The organism is Paenibacillus sp. P46E (assembly GCF_001909095.1).
GTDB classification, from domain to species: domain Bacteria; phylum Bacillota; class Bacilli; order Paenibacillales; family Paenibacillaceae; genus Paenibacillus_AQ; species Paenibacillus_AQ helianthi.
Window position 1 is genome coordinate 101,749 of the sequence record NZ_LVYZ01000088.1, and the last position, 17,645, is coordinate 119,393.

A 17,645-nucleotide genomic window follows, 5' to 3' on the forward strand; every position below is an offset into this window, starting at 1 on the left:
GGTGAGAATGTTGAGGGACGCAGTACCGCATGATTTTGTGATGCAAGCTTGTACAGTCAGCATAACGAAGGGAACCTATAAGAACTTCACGTCTATCATATTGGAAAGTGAACAGATCCGTCTGGAAACCGTACCGGAAATCGGCGGAAAACTGGTTTCTATCCTATATAAGCCTACAGGTAAGGAATGGATGCTGGACTCCGGTTATCGCCCTATGCGGCAGCCGGAGTACGGTTCTTCCTTTTCCGGCTGGGATATGAGCGGCTGGGATGAATGTTTTCCGACGATTAATAGCTGCCCATCGGGAATAGACAAGGCCATCAGCCTTCCAGACCATGGCGAGCTGTGGTCCCTTTCATGGGACTACAGGATCGGAGAGAATTCAATGATCAGCTCGGTTCGGAGTCCGCAGCTTCCGTATCAGTTCTCGAGAGAAGTCGCATTCTCTTCGGCAGATCGGATAAGTCTGGATTACCGCGCTGACAATAGGAGCGACCAGCCTATCCCCTTTTTGTGGGTGCCCCATCCTCAATTCGCGATTACAGAACCGACCCGCATTCTTCTCCCTGAGTCCATGGAGGAAATGCTGTGTGTGTACGAAGGCCATACGCTGAAGAATGGTAAGACATATACATGGGATGATGTATCACTGATTTCTCCTGAAGTAACCGGGGATGGCAGAAAATTTTATTATCCTGGTATAGTTCCGGAAGGCCGCTCGGGGCTGTACGGTGAAACAAGCGGGAACTTCTTAATCTTGACTGTTCCAGAGGATAAGGTTCCCTATCTAGGCGTTTGGGTGGATGAAGGCATGTTTAACGACCGGGCCACTTGTGCACTCGAGCCTAGTATCGGCTATTACGATTCATTAGAAATGGCTGTGGCCAATGGGACAGCACGAATGATACCGGCACAATCATCCTTTTCATGGCATGTGGAGCTGTCCCTAGGCGCTGGAATTAACAATTTAGGAAATGGACTAAAGAGAGGGCGGCCTTAATGAAGAACTATCGCATCGCTGTAAGCGGAGACACCAAAAATATCTTTTCAGGTCATATCAAGCTTGGCGGCGTCAACCCTACGGGTGAACGGATTAGCTTTACGAACTATTATATGGAAAAGAATGATGAACCTTTTTTCGGCATTTGCGGAGAATTCCATTTTTCCCGTTATGATGAACGCTACTGGGAAGATGAAATTATAAAAATGAAAATGGGTGGCGTCAACATTGTCACTACCTATATTTTTTGGAATCTGCATGAGGAAGTTGAAGGCGTGTTTGAATGGGAAGGAAATAAAGATTTACGCAAATTCATTCAGCTCTGTGACCAGCATGGTCTGTATGTCATGATACGCATTGGCCCCTTCTGTCATGGGGAAATCCGCAACGGCGGGATGCCGGAGTGGATGTTCGGCCGTCCGTTTGAGGTCCGCTCCAATGATGAAGGTTATCTGGCGTATGTGCGGAGGCTGTATGCAGAAATCGGCTTACAGGTGCAGGGACTGCTGTACCAGGAGGGGGGGCCGATCATCGGCACACAAATCGAAAATGAGCATAACCATTCCTCGGCACAGTGGGGACTGACGGTCGGTGTTAACAATATGTGGCTTAACGGCGGCAATGACGGCAACGCACATATGCTGCTGCTGAAGGAAATGGCGATCCAGGCAGGAATAGTTACGCCTATCTATACATGTACAGGGTGGGGTGGTGCTACGACGCCGGTACCGGATATGCTCCCTTTATGGGGCGGCTATGCCTATTGGCCATGGATTTACTATGAAGAGGGCCGCTTCGCGGACGTGAAGGAACATCCGGCGACACCAGAATATATTTTCCGGGATAAACATAATAATGCCATCCCCAAAAGCTATAATTTCGAGCCATTCTACAACCCCGAAGATTATCCTTATGCATGCTGTGAAATGGGCGGCGGGATGGTCCAATTCTATAAATACCGGTTTGAGTTTCCTTATAATAGCGTTCCGGCCATGTCCGTCATGAAGACAGCGGAGGGCTGCAATATGCTCGGATACTATATGTACCATGGCGGAACCAATCCGAAAGGCAAGGTTAATCTGTTCACGAACGATCTGGCGACGCCAAAGATTTCCTATGACTTTAACGCGATGATCGGAGAATTCGGGCAGGTACGGGAATCGTATAAGCGGACGAAGCTGCAGCATTATTTGTTCACGGAGTTCCAGCAGCAATTCGCTTTGACTATGACGATATTGCCGGGCGACACCTCGGAGAATGATCCTTATGAGGTGGACACCTTGCGATATGCAGTCCGTTCACATGAGGGCTCCGGCTTCCTGTTCTTGAACAATTTCCAGGATCATGTGGATAATCATGATTTGCAGGACATGAACGTCAGCATCGAGCTTCCCGGTGAGACGATAACCATTCCAAGTCAAGGGGAGTTAACTCTTGGCAAAGAGAGTTTTGCGATTTTGCCGTATAATTTTGATCTTGCCGGAATCACGCTGAAATATGCAACCGCGCAGCTCATCACGAAGCTGGACGTAGTGAATGAGGTGTATTACTTCTTCTTCATGCCGGAAGGCATGAAGGGTACTTATGCAATAAAAACGGACGATGTGACAAGCATTGAAACCGATGGCGGACATACAAAGCAGTATGAGAATATGACGATCGTTGAAGTAGAAGAGCGGGTGTCGAGTATAGTACGTCTTGTTTCCGCAGAAGGCAAGAAAGTCGTGATCTATACCATGACCAGCAAACAGAGCCTCGGATTCTGGAAGGCGGATATCCGCGGCAAGCAGCGTGTATTGTTTACGGATGCCAATTTGCTGGTATCAGCGAATAAGATCAAGCTCGAATCAACGGATCAAGAGGATGTCACTCTAAGTGTATTCCCTGATTTCCCGGACTCGCTCGGTTCGGTTACGGGCGGAGAACTGAAGGGAACGTCGGAGGACGGTCTTTTCAAAACCTATAAGCTGCTTGCACCCAAGAAAGGGATCACCTTTACATGTACGAAGGTCAAGGACGAAAGGGCTGTTCTGGAATTCGCATCTGGATCACTAGACGGACTCAAGGAAGCCTTGCTGCAAATTGATTATTCCGGGGATATCGGCTATGCCTTCATTGACGGAGACCTCATTAATGATAATTTCTGCAACAACACTACATGGGAAATTGGCTTGAAGCGTTTTGAGGAGCAGTTGTTTGAGAAGGGGATGTACCTCTATGTGTCGCCGATCCGCAAAGGGACTGTTGTTAACAGTAATACAACAATGGCAGGATGGAACGAGACGGCGAAAGAACTGATTGCCAATATTACTTCCGTTCGCGTATTACCGGTATACGAGATTGTGATTGGACCTGAGTGAAGTTCTCTTCATGAAACATTAGAAAAGCGACTTGTCTACGGACGAGTTGCTTTTTCTATATCCGGTTGAACAAGAGTTTCACACTTTAGAGATGAGGGTATATAACCTATGTTTTTGAAATATAAACGAGAATCAATTCCATATTATGGAGGGTGAGGAGAGTCATGAATTTTCCAGTTAACATCCTGCTCGTAGACGATCACCCGGAAAACCTGATGGCCATAGAGGCGATTCTCAGCGGAGAACCCTATCGTTTGGTTCGCGCATATTCCGGGATGGAAGCTTTGCGGTGTTTATTGGAAGAGGAATTTGCTGTTATTGTCATGGATGTGCACATGCCGGATATGGACGGATTTGAGACGGCTAGCATCATCCGTACCCGGGAGAAAAACAAATACGTGCCAATCATTTTTATGACAGCTACCAGTAATACAATGGAGCACATTATTGCCAGCTATTCCGTCGGTGCAGTGGATTATATGACGAAACCCCTTATTCCGCAAATTTTCAAATCCAAAATTGACGGTTACGTCAACATGTATGAAGCTAACAAAACCCTACAGATACAAAGTGAAATGTTGCAGAAACAAACCAGACAGATGGAAAAAACCAATCAGGCGCTCAGTAAGGCAAAGGAAGCTGCGGAAATCGCCTCTCGCGTGAAATCGGAATTTCTGGCCATGATGAGCCATGAAATCCGGACTCCACTGAATGGAATCATTGGCATGTCAGATCTGCTTCAAGCCTGTGATTTGCCGGAAGAATACGCTGAGATGGCAGGGATTATCCACAAAAGCGGCAATGCACTGCTCTCTGTCATAAACCATATCCTCGATTTTTCCAAAATCGAATCCGGAAAGATAGAGTTGGATGAGGCACCCTTTTCCCTTCAGCACTGCCTGAATGAAACCATTGATTTGTTTACGGCTCAAACGAGAGAACGGGATCTGGAAATGATGTTAATGGTGGATCCGTTAGTGCCATCTAGCATAAAAGGGGATATGAACCGCCTGCGTCAGGTGCTGAATAATCTTGTAGGCAATGCAGTTAAGTTTACGCCTGAAGGCAGTGTATACATAATGGTTAACAAGCTCGCGGAGACGGAGAGTTCGCTTACACTTGAGTTTATGATCAGAGATACCGGGATCGGGATCCCTCCGGATAAAATAAATGAACTGTTTCAGCCCTTCTCCCAGCTCGACGCCTCAACCACAAGGAAGTTCGGAGGCACGGGACTTGGATTATCGATCAGCAAATCCCTCGTCGAGCTAATGGGCGGTACGATATGGGTTGAACCGTCAAATGGACCTGGCGCAACATTCATTTTTACAATTGAAGTCAAGCCGTACTATTCAAAAATATATGATGCAAAAGGGGCAGGCTACCGTATATGAAGGATCAAAACCAAATGAACGAAAAAAACGAGGATCAAATTGACGCCGCTGAACTGCTCAACGCCTTAATGGCAATGAAGAAAGGTAATTTCACCTATAGAATGCCTTATGATCGCACGGGTATAGCCGGTAAGGTAGCGGATACGTTTAATGAGATCATGGATATTCAGGAAGGTCTAGTCTATGAAGTTCAGACCGTAGCTAAGGTTGTTGGTAAAGAAGGCAATCTGTCGAGAAGGTTCGTGCAGAAAAATCTGGGTGGTTCATGGGAAACGATCACCGATTCGCTCAACGGGCTGGTCATTGATTTGATTCAACCGACGAGCGAGATGGTTCGGGTGATTAACGCCGTGGCCAAAGGCGATCTGTCCCAGAAGGTGGAACTGGAAATCGAAGGAAGACCGCTCACCGGGGAATTCCAGAGAACGGCAAGCAACATTAATATGATGGTGAATCAGCTCAGCACCTTTGCCTCCGAGGTTACGCGTGTGGCGCGTGAGGTCGGTACGGAAGGGATATTAGGCGGCCAGGCAGACGTTAAAGGTGTTTCGGGGACCTGGAAAGATCTTACGGATAGCGTGAATTACATGGCTACGAACCTCACCGATCAAGTGCGTAATATCGCGGCAGTCACAACGGCCGTGGCTAATGGGGATCTGTCGAAGCAAATCACGGTAAATGCACGGGGAGAAATCCTCGAACTGAAAAATACGATCAACACCATGGTGGACCAGCTCTCCATGTTCTCTTCGGAGGTTACCCGTGTGGCGCGTGAAGTCGGTACGGAGGGTAAGCTCGGCGGGCAGGCTGACGTTAAAGACGTATCCGGGACTTGGCGGGATTTGACCGAAAGCGTAAACTACATGGCGTCCAACCTGACCAACCAGGTGCGCAACATCGCGGTGGTTACAACAGCGGTTGCAAATGGCGACCTGTCGAAGAAGATAACCGCGGATGTGCAAGGTGAAATTCTGGAGCTTAAGAACACCATCAATACCATGGTGGATCAGTTGTCGACCTTCGCTTCCGAGGTAACTCGGATGGCGCGCGAGGTCGGTACGGAAGGGATACTCGGCGGGCAGGCGGATGTTAAGGGCGTATCCGGGACCTGGCGGGATTTGACCGAAAGCGTAAACTACATGGCGTCTAACCTGACCAACCAGGTGCGTAACATCGCTGAAGTGACAACCGCAGTGGCTAAGGGCGACTTATCGAAGACGATCACCGTGGATGCGAAGGGAGAGATCCTCCAATTGAAAAGCACCATTAACATCATGGTGGATCAGCTTAGCAACTTCGCCTCTGAGGTTACACGGGTGGCGCGCGAGGTTTCTACAGAAGGAATTCTGGGCGGTCAAGCAGATGTTAAAGGGGTATCCGGCACATGGAAGGATCTAACGGATAGCGTTAACTTTATGGCCGGTACACTGACCGATCAGGTGCGTAATATCGCTGAAGTGACCACTGCGGTGGCGAAAGGCGACCTGTCCAAGCAGATCACGGTGAATGCGACGGGCGAAATTCTGGAGCTTAAAAATACCATTAACACCATGGTCGAGCAGCTCTCTACCTTTGCTTCCGAGGTTACGCGGGTGGCGCGGGAGGTAGGAACCGAGGGCATGCTGGGCGGACAAGCCCAAGTGAAAGGTGTTGCCGGAACCTGGCGCGATTTGACTGAGAGCGTAAACTATATGGCTTCGAACTTGACCAACCAAGTACGCAATATCGCCGTCGTGACAACGGCAGTGGCGAACGGCGATCTGTCCAAGAAAATCACAGCAGATGTGCAAGGAGAAATCCTGGAACTGAAGAATACGATCAACACGATGGTGGACCAGCTCTCGATGTTCTCCTCCGAGGTTACGCGGGTGGCGCGTGAGGTGGGTACGGATGGGAAACTGGGCGGACAAGCTCAGGTTAAGGGAGTCGGCGGGACCTGGAAAGACTTGACCGAAGGCGTTAATAATATGGCCCGGAATCTGACCGACCAGGTGCGGAATATCGCGGACGTCACGACGGCGGTGGCGAAGGGCGACCTGTCCAAGAAAATCACCGTCGATGTAAAAGGTGAAATCCTGGAACTGAAGAATACGATCAACACGATGGTGGATCAGCTCTCGACCTTTGCATCCGAGGTTACACGTGTAGCACGCGAGGTTGGCACCGATGGTAAACTTGGTGCGCAAGCAGAAGTAAAGGATGTCTCCGGTACGTGGAAAGATCTGACCGATACCGTTAACTACATGGCCAGCAACCTGACTATTCAGATGCGTAACATTGCTGGCGTTACAACGGCGGTGGCGAACGGAGACCTGTCCAAAAAAATTACTGTAGACGTAAAAGGCGAATTATTGGAATTGAAGAATACAATCAATACGATGGTGGATCAACTGAATTCATTCGCCTCCGAGGTTACACGGGTGGCCCGGGAGGTTGGTACGGATGGAAAGCTGGGCGGACAGGCCCAAGTTCGCGGCGTCGGCGGGATCTGGAAAGACCTCACCGATAACGTTAACATTATGGCGACCAACCTGACGGATCAGGTACGCGGAATCGCCAAGGTCGTAACTGCGGTTGCGAACGGCAACCTGAAACAAAAACTGACCGTGGAAGCCAAGGGAGAAATCGCCGAACTGACCGATACAATCAACAATATGATTGATACACTGGCGACCTTCGCCGACCAGGTGACCACCGTGGCCCGGGAGGTAGGCGCCGAAGGGAAACTGGGCGGACAAGCAAGTGTGCCTGGAGCAGCCGGTACTTGGCGCGACCTGACCGATAACGTTAACTACATGGCGAGTACGCTTACCACTCAGGTGCGTGCCATCACTAACGTTGCAACCGCGGTAACGAATGGTGATCTGTCACGTGCTATTGACGTATCTGCATCCGGAGAAGTCGCAACGCTCAAAGACAATATTAACGAAATGATCCGGAACCTGAAGGAAACGACCCGAATCAATACAGAGCAGGACTGGCTCAAGACTAACCTCGCCAAATTTTCACGTCTGCTTCAAGGACAAAGGGATTTGTATGCAGTTAGTCGTATGATATTGTCCGAGCTGGCTCCGCTCGTGTCTATGCAGCATGGTGTTTTCTATATCAATGAACCCGTCGATGGCGAACCGGTCCTGAAGCTGTTTGCCAGCTATGCTTACCAGAGCCGCAAACATTTGGCGAACGAATTCCGCGCCGGGCAAGGGTTGGTAGGCCAATGCCTAATCGAGAAGCAGCGGATTCTGCTTACCAATGTGCCAGGAGATTATGTCGTGATATCGTCCGCTTTGGGAGAAGCAACGCCACTCAACATCATTTTGCTGCCGATCATTTTTGAAGATCAGGTACTTGCAATTCTCGAACTCGCAACCTTTCGCCCCTACAGCGATATCGACATTGCATTCCTGGATCAGCTTACGGAATCCATCGGAATTGTGATTAACACTATGCAGGCGAACCAGCGTACGGAGGAGCTGCTGATCCAATCGCAGTCCCTCACCGAAGAACTCCAAAAGCAGCAGATGGAGCTGCGGAATACGAATGATGAACTGGAGGATAAAGCAAAGCTGCTCGTGCTGCAGAAAGCAGAAGTGGAGAGCAAAAACCATGAGGTTGAGGTGGCCAAACGTTACCTGGAGGAGAAAGCGGAACAGCTTGCTCTCACGTCCAAGTACAAATCCGAATTTTTGGCCAACATGTCACATGAACTTCGTACCCCTCTGAATTCCTTACTGCTGCTAGCAGAACAGCTTGCCGAGAACCCGGATGACAATCTTCATGAGATTCAGGTGAAGTTCGCGAAGACCATTCAGGACTCCGGACTCGAATTACTTAACCTTATTAATGATATTCTTGATCTGTCCAAAATCGAATCCGGCACTATAACACCAGATTACAGTGAAGTATCTTTGGCGGAACTGACAGACGGGCTGGACCGTACCTTCCGTCATATGGTGGATGCGAAGAAGCTCGACTACCGGATCAAGGTTGAACCCGGTGTGCCGGGTAGTGTAATGACAGACTTCAAACGGCTTCAGCAAATTTTGAAAAACCTGCTCTCAAATGCCTTTAAGTTCACGGAACAGGGACAGATTATGCTTCAGATCCGGAAAGCGGGCGAGGGCTGGCACCTCGATAATGAATCGCTGAATCGTGCCAAAACGGTCATTTGCTTCTCCGTAAGCGACACAGGAATCGGCATCCCTCATGAAAAACAGCAGATTATTTTCGAAGCTTTCCAGCAGGCCGACGGCAGTACGAATCGGGAATACGGCGGAACAGGCTTGGGCCTTGCGATATCACGTGAGATTTCCGAAATGCTAGGCGGTGAAATTACTCTGTATAGTGAAGTGGGCAAGGGGAGCGTATTTAATCTGTACCTTCCAACGGAAGCAGAATTCACTGAGCTGGAGCCGAAAAAGGCACATGTTCCTGAGGTGATCGATATCACCCCGCCGAAACGCAGAAGCAGCCTGGTTAAAGCAGAGGAAGATGCTGCTTTGATGGATGACCGGGATCATATTGAGCCGGGAGACCGTGTATTCCTGATTATCGAGGATGACCAGAAGTTCAATGAAATCATTCTCGATCTTCTCCGCAAAAGAGGCATCAAAGCTGTCATTTCGGCTAGTGGCTATGATGCCCTCGAACTCGTTCATAAGTACCATCCGATCGCAATTACGCTGGACTTGCACCTCGGCGGGGATTCCAATGGTTGGCTCGTTCTGGAGCAGTTGAAGAACGATATCGATGTCCGGCATATTCCGATTTGCGTCATGACCGTTGATGAAGATGAGTTGCTCCTGCTGCAAAAGGGGGTTCACGATTACTTCCGTAAACCGGTGACGAACGAGGAACTGGAGAATGCCCTTGATCGTCTGAATCAATTTGCGGACCATAAGGGCCGTAACCTGCTGGTGGCCATTCATGATGAGCAAGAGCGCAAGCAAATCGTCGAATTGCTAAGCAATCAGGATCTCAAGCTCACGGCAGTGGACACAGGCCGCAAAGCTTTGAACCAGATCAACACCAAAGATTTCGACTGTGTAGTGCTGGACAATAACTTGCCGGATATGAATCTCATCCGTTTAGTCCGTGATATGTACAAGAACGCCAAAAACAAAAGGGTCCCCGTCGTAGCCCGCCTGAGCAAGAAGTTGACGGCAGAGGAGGAGAAGGAGTGGGATGAGCTCTTTAAAATGGCGGTTCTCAAAGAGGTGAAGTCGAATATCCAATTGATTGACGAAACGACCCTCTTTTTGCACCTCAAAGCGGAGGAGCTGCCGTCCAGTTTAAGGGACAAGCTAGTTAAACTATATAATTCCGATGAAATGATTGAGTATAAGAAAGTGCTTGTTGTGGATGATGATATCCGGAACATTTTTGCACTTACCTCCATTTTGGAACGCCATCATATGAAAGTGATTCCGGCAGAGAACGGCCAGGATGCCATCCATCTTCTGGAACAGACACCTGACATCGAAATCGTGCTCATGGATATTATGATGCCGGGAATGGACGGTTACGAAACGACCCGCGCGATCCGGCAGAACGTGAAATTCAGGGACCTTCCTATTCTTGCGCTCACGGCGAAGGCCATGAAGGGAGACCGGGAGCTGTGCCTTGAAGCAGGCTGTTCGGATTACATCACCAAACCGGTCAACAGCGCGCAATTGTTATCTATGATGCGTACATGGTTAGACAAGTGACCCCTTCTAAGTTCTAGAATCAAGTAAAGCGGCTTCGCGGTCGTTTGGAGAGAGGTTTCCATTTCAGCTATACGGGCTAGCGGACAGAATGAGGGGTACAAATACCTCTGATCTCACTGTAAACGGGCTAGCGGACAGAATGAGAGGTACAAATACCTCTGATCTTGCCGTAAACGGGCTAGCGGACTGAATGAGAGGTACAAATACCTCTGATCTCACTGTAAATGGGCTAGCGGACAGAATGAGAGGTACAAATACCCTTGATTTGGGAGCAATGCCGTTACCGTTACCTGCTGCAATGAGATGATGGATTCGCACGTTAGGGTGAGTTTGTTCTACGTAGGAGATATGTAAGCTAGTTTGGTGGAAGCTCCGCGAACGGACCGTGGTCCAATCTCCGCTGGAGGAAGATATTCAGAACATCACCACGTTCGTATCGTCAATGCCCACAATCTATTGAGCGAGCAGCCATGGACCAAAAAACATAGAGCAGCGTCCTCCGATGACAGGAGCGCTGCTCTATTGAATTTAATGCTTTTAAAATGGATGGAGGCCTGTTTCCGCTCGTAGTAAATCCACTTTTACGGCAGCCCTTTCGCCATATTCCTTGCTCAGCAATAGATTTCGTTGCTCACAGGGATGCACGTAAATCCAGCCTGAAGGTAAGCTTAAGTAGGAGGCAAGGAAGAATGGAGGTATGGAATGTGGAAGGCAATTCATTCAAACCGGAGCAAACCTGGTCACCGGCTGCGCTGGGCGGGGGCGGCTATATTACAGGGCTGATTCAGCATCCCGCTAAAAGTGGTGTGTTGTACGCCCGCTGCGATGTGGCGGGAGTCTTCGCCAGCATTGACGGCGGCTTCCGCTGGGAAGCCCGGAATGCCGGACTCACCAAGGCGTATCACCACCAGGTGCAGAGCTTTGCCATTAGTTCCCATCACCCGGAGGTACTGTTCCGCTGCTCGGGGGAAGTGCGAAGCCGCAAATTTTACGGCTCGGTCCACAAATCAGAAGATGACGGACATACCTGGAGAGAGGTTTGTACAGGCATGGGCTTTTACGGCAATGGACCGACCCGGATGTACGGTGAAATAATCGCAGTAGATCCTCATCACCCGGATATTGTAGCTGCCGGGGGCTACACGGGCGGTTTATGGATCAGCAGGGATGAAGGGGAGTCCTGGAAGCAGTCTTCGCTGCCGGAGGAGCGGTTTGGCTGCGTCGCCTTCCATCCCGGAACACCGGGATTACTGTATGCAGGAACCATAAGCGATGAAGATCTCAATATGGATTATGTGGAGACAGGGGAGGGGGGAGTGTTGGGACTGCTTCAGGACCAGCCCCGAGGTAAGACTGGCAGGTTGTATGCCAGCAGCGACCTCGGTGAATCCTGGGAGCTGCTGCATGAAGGCCCAAGCTTTGCCGAGCTTGCCTTCGACAGCCGTGATCCCAAGCGGGTGCGGGCTGCCTGTATATGGAATGGTATCCTCCACAGTCAGAATGGCGGGAAGACCTGGCAGTCGGATATGACAGGGCTGCTCCAGGATAGGCATAGATACGGGACGGTCGTACAGGATCTCCATCATCCGCAGTTGTGGTATACAGCCCCGGATGCCCGGCCCCACATGAAGACCGTTCCGCCGATTCCACTGTACGTATCCGGTCTAGACAGCGGCGACACCGAACCGTGGAAGCTCCTCGGGCAATATAAGGAGGAGAATCTGAGCGGATTTCCAGTCTATATGGATCACTTCGGCAGTGGTTCACGTGCGGAGGCCACGGGTTGGGCCATATCCAAAATTCTCGTTGACCGCTTTATTGAAAAACGCCTCTATCTGACGAATTGGTACGGAGTTGCAGTTAGTCCCGATAGCGGAAAGACATGGCGGGCTGCGCAGTTTCAGGGGCTGGAAACAACCTGCATGGAAGCCGTTACCTCCGCTTCGGAGCAGCCGGGTAAGTTCTGTGTGACGATGGCTGACCACCCGCCGAAGGTTACTGAGGATGGCGGCAGAAGCTTTTGGAATCTCCCGGGTCTACCCGGTTATTCAGGAAGTACTGCAGCTGTAATACCGCGAACATCCCGTCAGAGTTATCTCTACGGACTTGTCGGTCACGGGCGCACTGCATGTATTGCACTCAGCCGTGATCATGGAGAGACTGCCTCAGCTGTACTTACGCTGGAACCGGGTCTGTTTGTGCAGGCTTTACAGGAGGATGGCGTGAGAACAGACACCTTTTATGCTTATATGGATGGACCAATTACTTCGGGGGCTGGAATCTACCGCTCTACGGATGGCGGAATGACCTGGGAGCATACCGCTTTTCGCCCTCCCGCCTACATGACGGAAATACCGCATATGAAGAACTGGATTGAAGCCGACTTGCTGTCTGTAGTTGTCTATCAGGTCAAGAATGCCTGCGGGGCCAATCAGCTGCTGGCGGCAAGCCCTTTTCACGAAGGCCGGATACTGGTGGGTGAATGGACCGAAGGGATCTGGGAATCACGCGATGGCGGAGACAACTGGGTATCCATTGGAACAGGTCTGCCTTTTAAGCGAAGAGGTCTGGGCTCTGTCTTGAACACTGTAGCTTATTCTCCAAGTTACCCAGATACGATATATGCCGGCTTCATTTCAGAAGGATTATGGCACAGCCCGAATGGAGGCGAGTCCTGGAGCAAGCTGTATCCTGCTGAATTGGATGGGCTTTTGAATGTATCTGCACTAACTCTGGGAATTGGTGACCATGGAGAGGATCTGATAATCGTTGCCTGTGAACCCATGGTGATGAATGGTACAGACTCTCAAGTGATGTGCAGCCGTGATGGCGGTAAGAGCTGGGTAGCTTGGAATCAGACGGAGCTGGGAGCGGTTCGCTGGAAAGGAATTGCACTTGATGGTGCGGGGGAACGGGTGCTCGGTGTCTCCTGCGGTAATGGAGCCTACCGTATACTCCTGAAGGACAAAATATAAATCAGCCCAATAACCGGACATCGTTGCTGAAGCATAGTTTTCGTTGCTGCTGTACCTTGTTGAGCTTTATAGTAAACGCTTACATTGGAGATGCCGGACGACGTATAGTCGTAATTCCACCGGCTAATGTGAGTGGAGGCCTGATTGAAGTGGTACCACGTATGAGGGGGAAATGGTTCCATGGTTGGCTGGCCGTTGTTCTGATCTTTGCTTCATTCCTCGTCCCAAGTGTCCCGGTGCTTGGAGCTGGCGAGAATTTGCTGGGTAATCCCGGGTTTGAGGCGGGAGATACGCTGTGGGAGAAATGGGGAAGTCCGGTGGTGACAACCGCCGAGAAGCACGGGGGCGCCAAAAGTCTTCTGGTTAAGCGCAGTACAGGCGGGGCATCAGCGTCAGTCGCAGTTCAGCAAGGCAAAACCTACCGGGTTGGATTATGGGTTAAGTTTGCCGCTGCCGGAGTCACGAATGCGACGATAGATATGGACATTTTCGGCACACAGCAATCAAAGGAACAGCTGCATTTCTCAGGTTCTACGGAATGGGAATACCGGCAGCTCCTGTATACACCCGGTCCAGGTGTGCAATATATCCGCTTATCGTTCTGGAACGGTACGATTAAGGATTATTATATCGACGACACTGTCATTCGGGAGAATGTGGATATTGAACGCCCGACGACTCCGGGTGTATGGCAGGCCGAACATGACTCCAACGCACTTAAGCTAACCTGGGCGGGGTCCACAGATGATATGGGAGTAGATTCCTACCAGATTTTTTACAAAAGAACAGATGCTGCTGACTGGAATACCGTGGCTGTCCCGCATCAGGAATCTGTCAACCAGTACACGTATACCCTCAATAATCTGGATCCTTTTTCAGTGTATGCAATTATGCTGCGGGCCAAGGATGTCGCGGGCAATACCTCCGATGCCGTGATGGGACTGGAGGCAACGCCGGGATTTAATCAGGTACCCAATGGAGGTCTGGAGTCTGGATACATCTTTCCATGGTATAGAACAGGGACTGTACAAACGACAACTTATGATCCCTATGCAGGCATGTATGCGCTGAAGCTGAAGAATCTGTCCACAGTCAAAACGCCATTAATCCCCGCTAACAGCAACGCTTCCTATCTGATTTCGTTTTGGAGCAAATTCAATACGGTATTGCCTGGGACATTCACGGTATCACTGGATGTATACCAAGGTTTCTCTGTGAAATCCTATCCGTTCTATACTAACGCCACAGCAGCATGGTCCCGTTCGGAGCAGCAGATTCAGACTGCCAACGGATTGGCTGGCCTGCAGCTGCGGGCCGGGAATTGGAGCGGCGGAGATATGTACCTGGATCAGGTTTTTATCGGTAAAATGCCTGTTATTCCGACTAACCTTAGTCCAACTGCTCCTGCGGGCTTCAAGGCTGGAACCATAGACGGGGTTTCTGCAGAGCTGGAATGGGCAGCCTCCACAGGACCCTTTGGAGTGAGAGAATATAAGCTGCTGTATAAAAAAGCGGCCGACACCGAGTGGAACAGCCTGACGGTTCCTTATGTTTCCGGACAATCACTGTATACTTACAAGCTGGAAGGCCTGTCGCCTGAGAGCCTGTATGATCTTGAGGTTAAAGCGGTTAGCGAAGGGACCGCAATCTCAGCCCCGAGCACACTTCAGGTAACCACCGGCAGGATGGTTCCGGTCAACCCGAATGCTAGCGTTGAAGCGACAGCATTGCTCGACCGGCTCTATGCAACGGTGGGGAATGCCGTCTACACGGGCCAACATAATTATTACGAAGAGCCCGCGAAATGGTACGACACGGCAGCAGAGCTAACCGGATATTATCCGGCATTATGGGGCTCGGATTTCGCCTATTATATCGGGGGAGACATAGGCGAGCTGCGCCAATCTATGATTGACGAGGCCGTTCTTCAGGGTCAGTCAGGAGCCATGGTGACTCTAACCTATCACCAGACCCGGCCTATGGACCTGGCTACCTCCGGCTGGGAGAGTGTCACGGGTGATGTGACAGAAGCCCAAATGACAGAGATTGTCACTCCCGGCACCGCACTGTACAACCAGTGGGCGGCCCAGGTGGATGAGATCGCGGGATATTTGGAGCAGCTGCAGGATGAAGGTATTCCTGTATTATGGCGTCCATATCACGAGATGAATGCTGAATTTTTCTGGTGGGGTGCAAGACCGGAGCTGTTCAAGCAGCTATGGCACAACATGTACGACCGCTTAACTAATCTTCATGGTCTGAATAATCTGATCTGGGTGTGGAGTCCGAATGCGGAGAGCTCCTGGGCATACGATTCAACCCCTTATTATCCCGGCCACGATGTGGTAGATGTGTTGGCCATGGACATCTACAACAACGATTACCGTGACACTTATTACAACAAGCTTCTGAAGCTCAGCGGCGGCCGGCCTATTGCTATCGGGGAAAATGGTGAGCTGCCGGATATGCAGATGCTTCGGGAAAAGCAGTCAAGATATGTGTATTTCATGACTTGGTCCCAGTATTTAACCGACAAAAATTCGATTAGCGGTATTCAAGCGCTCTACAGTGATCCGCGGGCGCTCAACAACGGAGAGACCGGAAATGGCCCGTTTATTCCGCCTCCGGTGGACTCCTATCTGATCGATGATTTCGAATCCTATGGTGGCTCGAATGGAAGCCTGCGCTCCAAATGGCAGCGCAATGTCTCCGGCAATGCTGCAACTGTAACACTGGATACGTATCAGCTGAACAGCGGAAGCTACGGGCTTAAGCTGGACTATACGGTTGGCAATCCTGGATATGCAGGCGTCTACCGCAGCATGGGCAAGGAATGGCCGGGCATGGGAGCGATCACTTTCTGGCTCCAGCCGGATGGCTCAAACCGACAGCTGGCTGTTCAGTTTCATGAGACGAACGGAGAGGTCTGGGAGGCCGGAATCAAGCTTGAAGGCACTACGGCGCGGCTTGTGACTATTCCGTTTACCGACTTTGCAAGGCCCGGTTGGTCTACTGGCGGCAATGGTGTCATTGATTTGGGCTCCATTAAAGAGTTCGCCTTCTATGTGGCCCAGGGCAGTGGAACCCAGGGAAGCGGAACGATCTACTTTGACGATGTGAAGTCCATTAAGCTGTAATTAACCATCATTGCTGGACCACATATTTCGTTGACCACGGTACTGGTTCCTCCTTTCTGAACTGCATAAGATTAAGGTGTAGAGCAAAGAAACAGGAAGGATGACAAACGTGGAAATCGAACGAAAGGTCATTACCAGGGCGAAAGGTAAGCCGGTATCATGGTGGACCAGGTGGTTCAGGCAATGGGATATTCAGCTGATGGTTGTACCCGCTATGCTGTTTATCCTCGTCTTCAGCTATCTGCCCATGTACGGGGTACTGATGGCGTTTCAGGATTATCAGCTGTTCGGCGGTTTTTTTCACAGTCCCTGGGTCGGGCTGAAGCATTTTGAAGCATTCTTCAATTCGCCCGACTTCTGGACGGTCATGCGCAACACCATTGTAATCAGCCTGCTGAAGCTGTGTATCGGGTTTCCGGCTCCGATCCTGCTCGCGCTGATGCTCAATGAGGTTCGGCTTATGTTATTCAAGCGGATCATCCAGACCGTCAGCTATCTGCCGCATTTTCTGTCCTGGGTGATCGTCGGCGGGTTCGTGGGATCGATGCTCTCGACTGATAATGGAAGCGTTAACATGCTGCTTATGAGTCTGCATCTCACCTCAGAGCCTATCAGCTTTCTGTCCGTGCCTGAGTACTTCTGGGGAATTCTGGTGGGGACGGGGATCTGGAAGGAGATGGGGTTCGCAGCCATTGTCTATCTGGCGGCAATTGCCGGAATCGACCCGCATCTCTATGAAGCCGCTTCCATTGACGGTGCAGGGCGGTTCAAGCAGATCCAGCTGATCACGCTGCCCTGCATCCGGCCGGTCATTATCATCTTCCTCATTTTGGCTGTCGGCAATATTCTGAATGCCGGATTCGAGGATATCCTGATCTTGGCCACCAATCCGATCCTGCGTGATGTATCCGACGTAATCGATACGTATGTCTACCGGATGGGGATTTTGAACAACCGCTTCTCTTATGCGGCGGCGGCGGGACTTTTCAAAGCGATAGTGAGTATTGGACTGCTGGCTCTGGCGAATAAGGCAGCCAGAAAAATGGGTTCAAGTCTATGGTAAGCAGCAGT

Annotated in this window: 7 protein-coding genes; all 7 read left to right on the top strand. The window is 50.5% G+C overall.

Annotated elements, in window-relative coordinates:
• Positions 1–10: 10 nt before the first annotated feature.
• Positions 11–1,000: a hypothetical protein gene (locus A3849_RS29395; protein ID WP_143191935.1), complete on the top strand. Its 990-nt coding sequence runs from the start codon at positions 11–13 to the stop codon at positions 998–1,000.
• Complete coding sequence (locus A3849_RS29400; RefSeq protein ID WP_074114617.1) at positions 1,000–3,360, top strand: beta-galactosidase; 2,361 nt, start codon at positions 1,000–1,002, stop codon at positions 3,358–3,360. Before A3849_RS29395 ends, A3849_RS29400 begins: the two co-directional genes overlap by 1 nt.
• Before the next feature lie 164 nt (positions 3,361–3,524).
• A complete protein-coding gene (locus A3849_RS29405; RefSeq protein ID WP_074114618.1) occupies positions 3,525–4,754 on the top strand; it encodes an ATP-binding protein in 1,230 nt (409 codons plus the stop codon).
• Positions 4,755–4,768: 14 nt separating this feature from the next.
• Entirely contained in the window at positions 4,769–10,462 is a 5,694-nt protein-coding gene (locus tag A3849_RS29410) for a HAMP domain-containing protein (RefSeq protein ID WP_256701078.1), read from the top strand.
• Positions 10,463–11,151: 689 nt separating this feature from the next.
• Entirely contained in the window at positions 11,152–13,437 is a 2,286-nt protein-coding gene (locus A3849_RS29415) for a beta propeller repeat protein (protein ID WP_074114620.1), read from the top strand.
• Positions 13,438–13,586: 149 nt separating this feature from the next.
• Complete coding sequence (locus A3849_RS29420) at positions 13,587–16,574, top strand: glycosyl hydrolase (protein ID WP_143191937.1); 2,988 nt, start codon at positions 13,587–13,589, stop codon at positions 16,572–16,574.
• 199 nt (positions 16,575–16,773) lie between these two features.
• Entirely contained in the window at positions 16,774–17,637 is an 864-nt protein-coding gene (locus tag A3849_RS29425; protein WP_372237816.1) for an ABC transporter permease, read from the top strand.
• Positions 17,638–17,645: the final 8 nt, after the last annotated feature.

Bases quoted from the DNA above. Each gene is read 5' to 3' on its own strand.
- A3849_RS29415 (WP_074114620.1), top strand. From the start codon at position 11,152: ATGGAGGTATGGAATGTGGAAGGCAATTCATTCAAACCGGAGCAAACC.
- A3849_RS29410 (WP_256701078.1), top strand. From the start codon at position 4,769: ATGAACGAAAAAAACGAGGATCAAATTGACGCCGCTGAACTGCTCAAC.
- A3849_RS29400 (WP_074114617.1), top strand. From the start codon at position 1,000: ATGAAGAACTATCGCATCGCTGTAAGCGGAGACACCAAAAATATCTTT.
- A3849_RS29425 (WP_372237816.1), top strand. From the start codon at position 16,774: ATGGTTGTACCCGCTATGCTGTTTATCCTCGTCTTCAGCTATCTGCCC.
- A3849_RS29405 (WP_074114618.1), top strand. From the start codon at position 3,525: ATGAATTTTCCAGTTAACATCCTGCTCGTAGACGATCACCCGGAAAAC.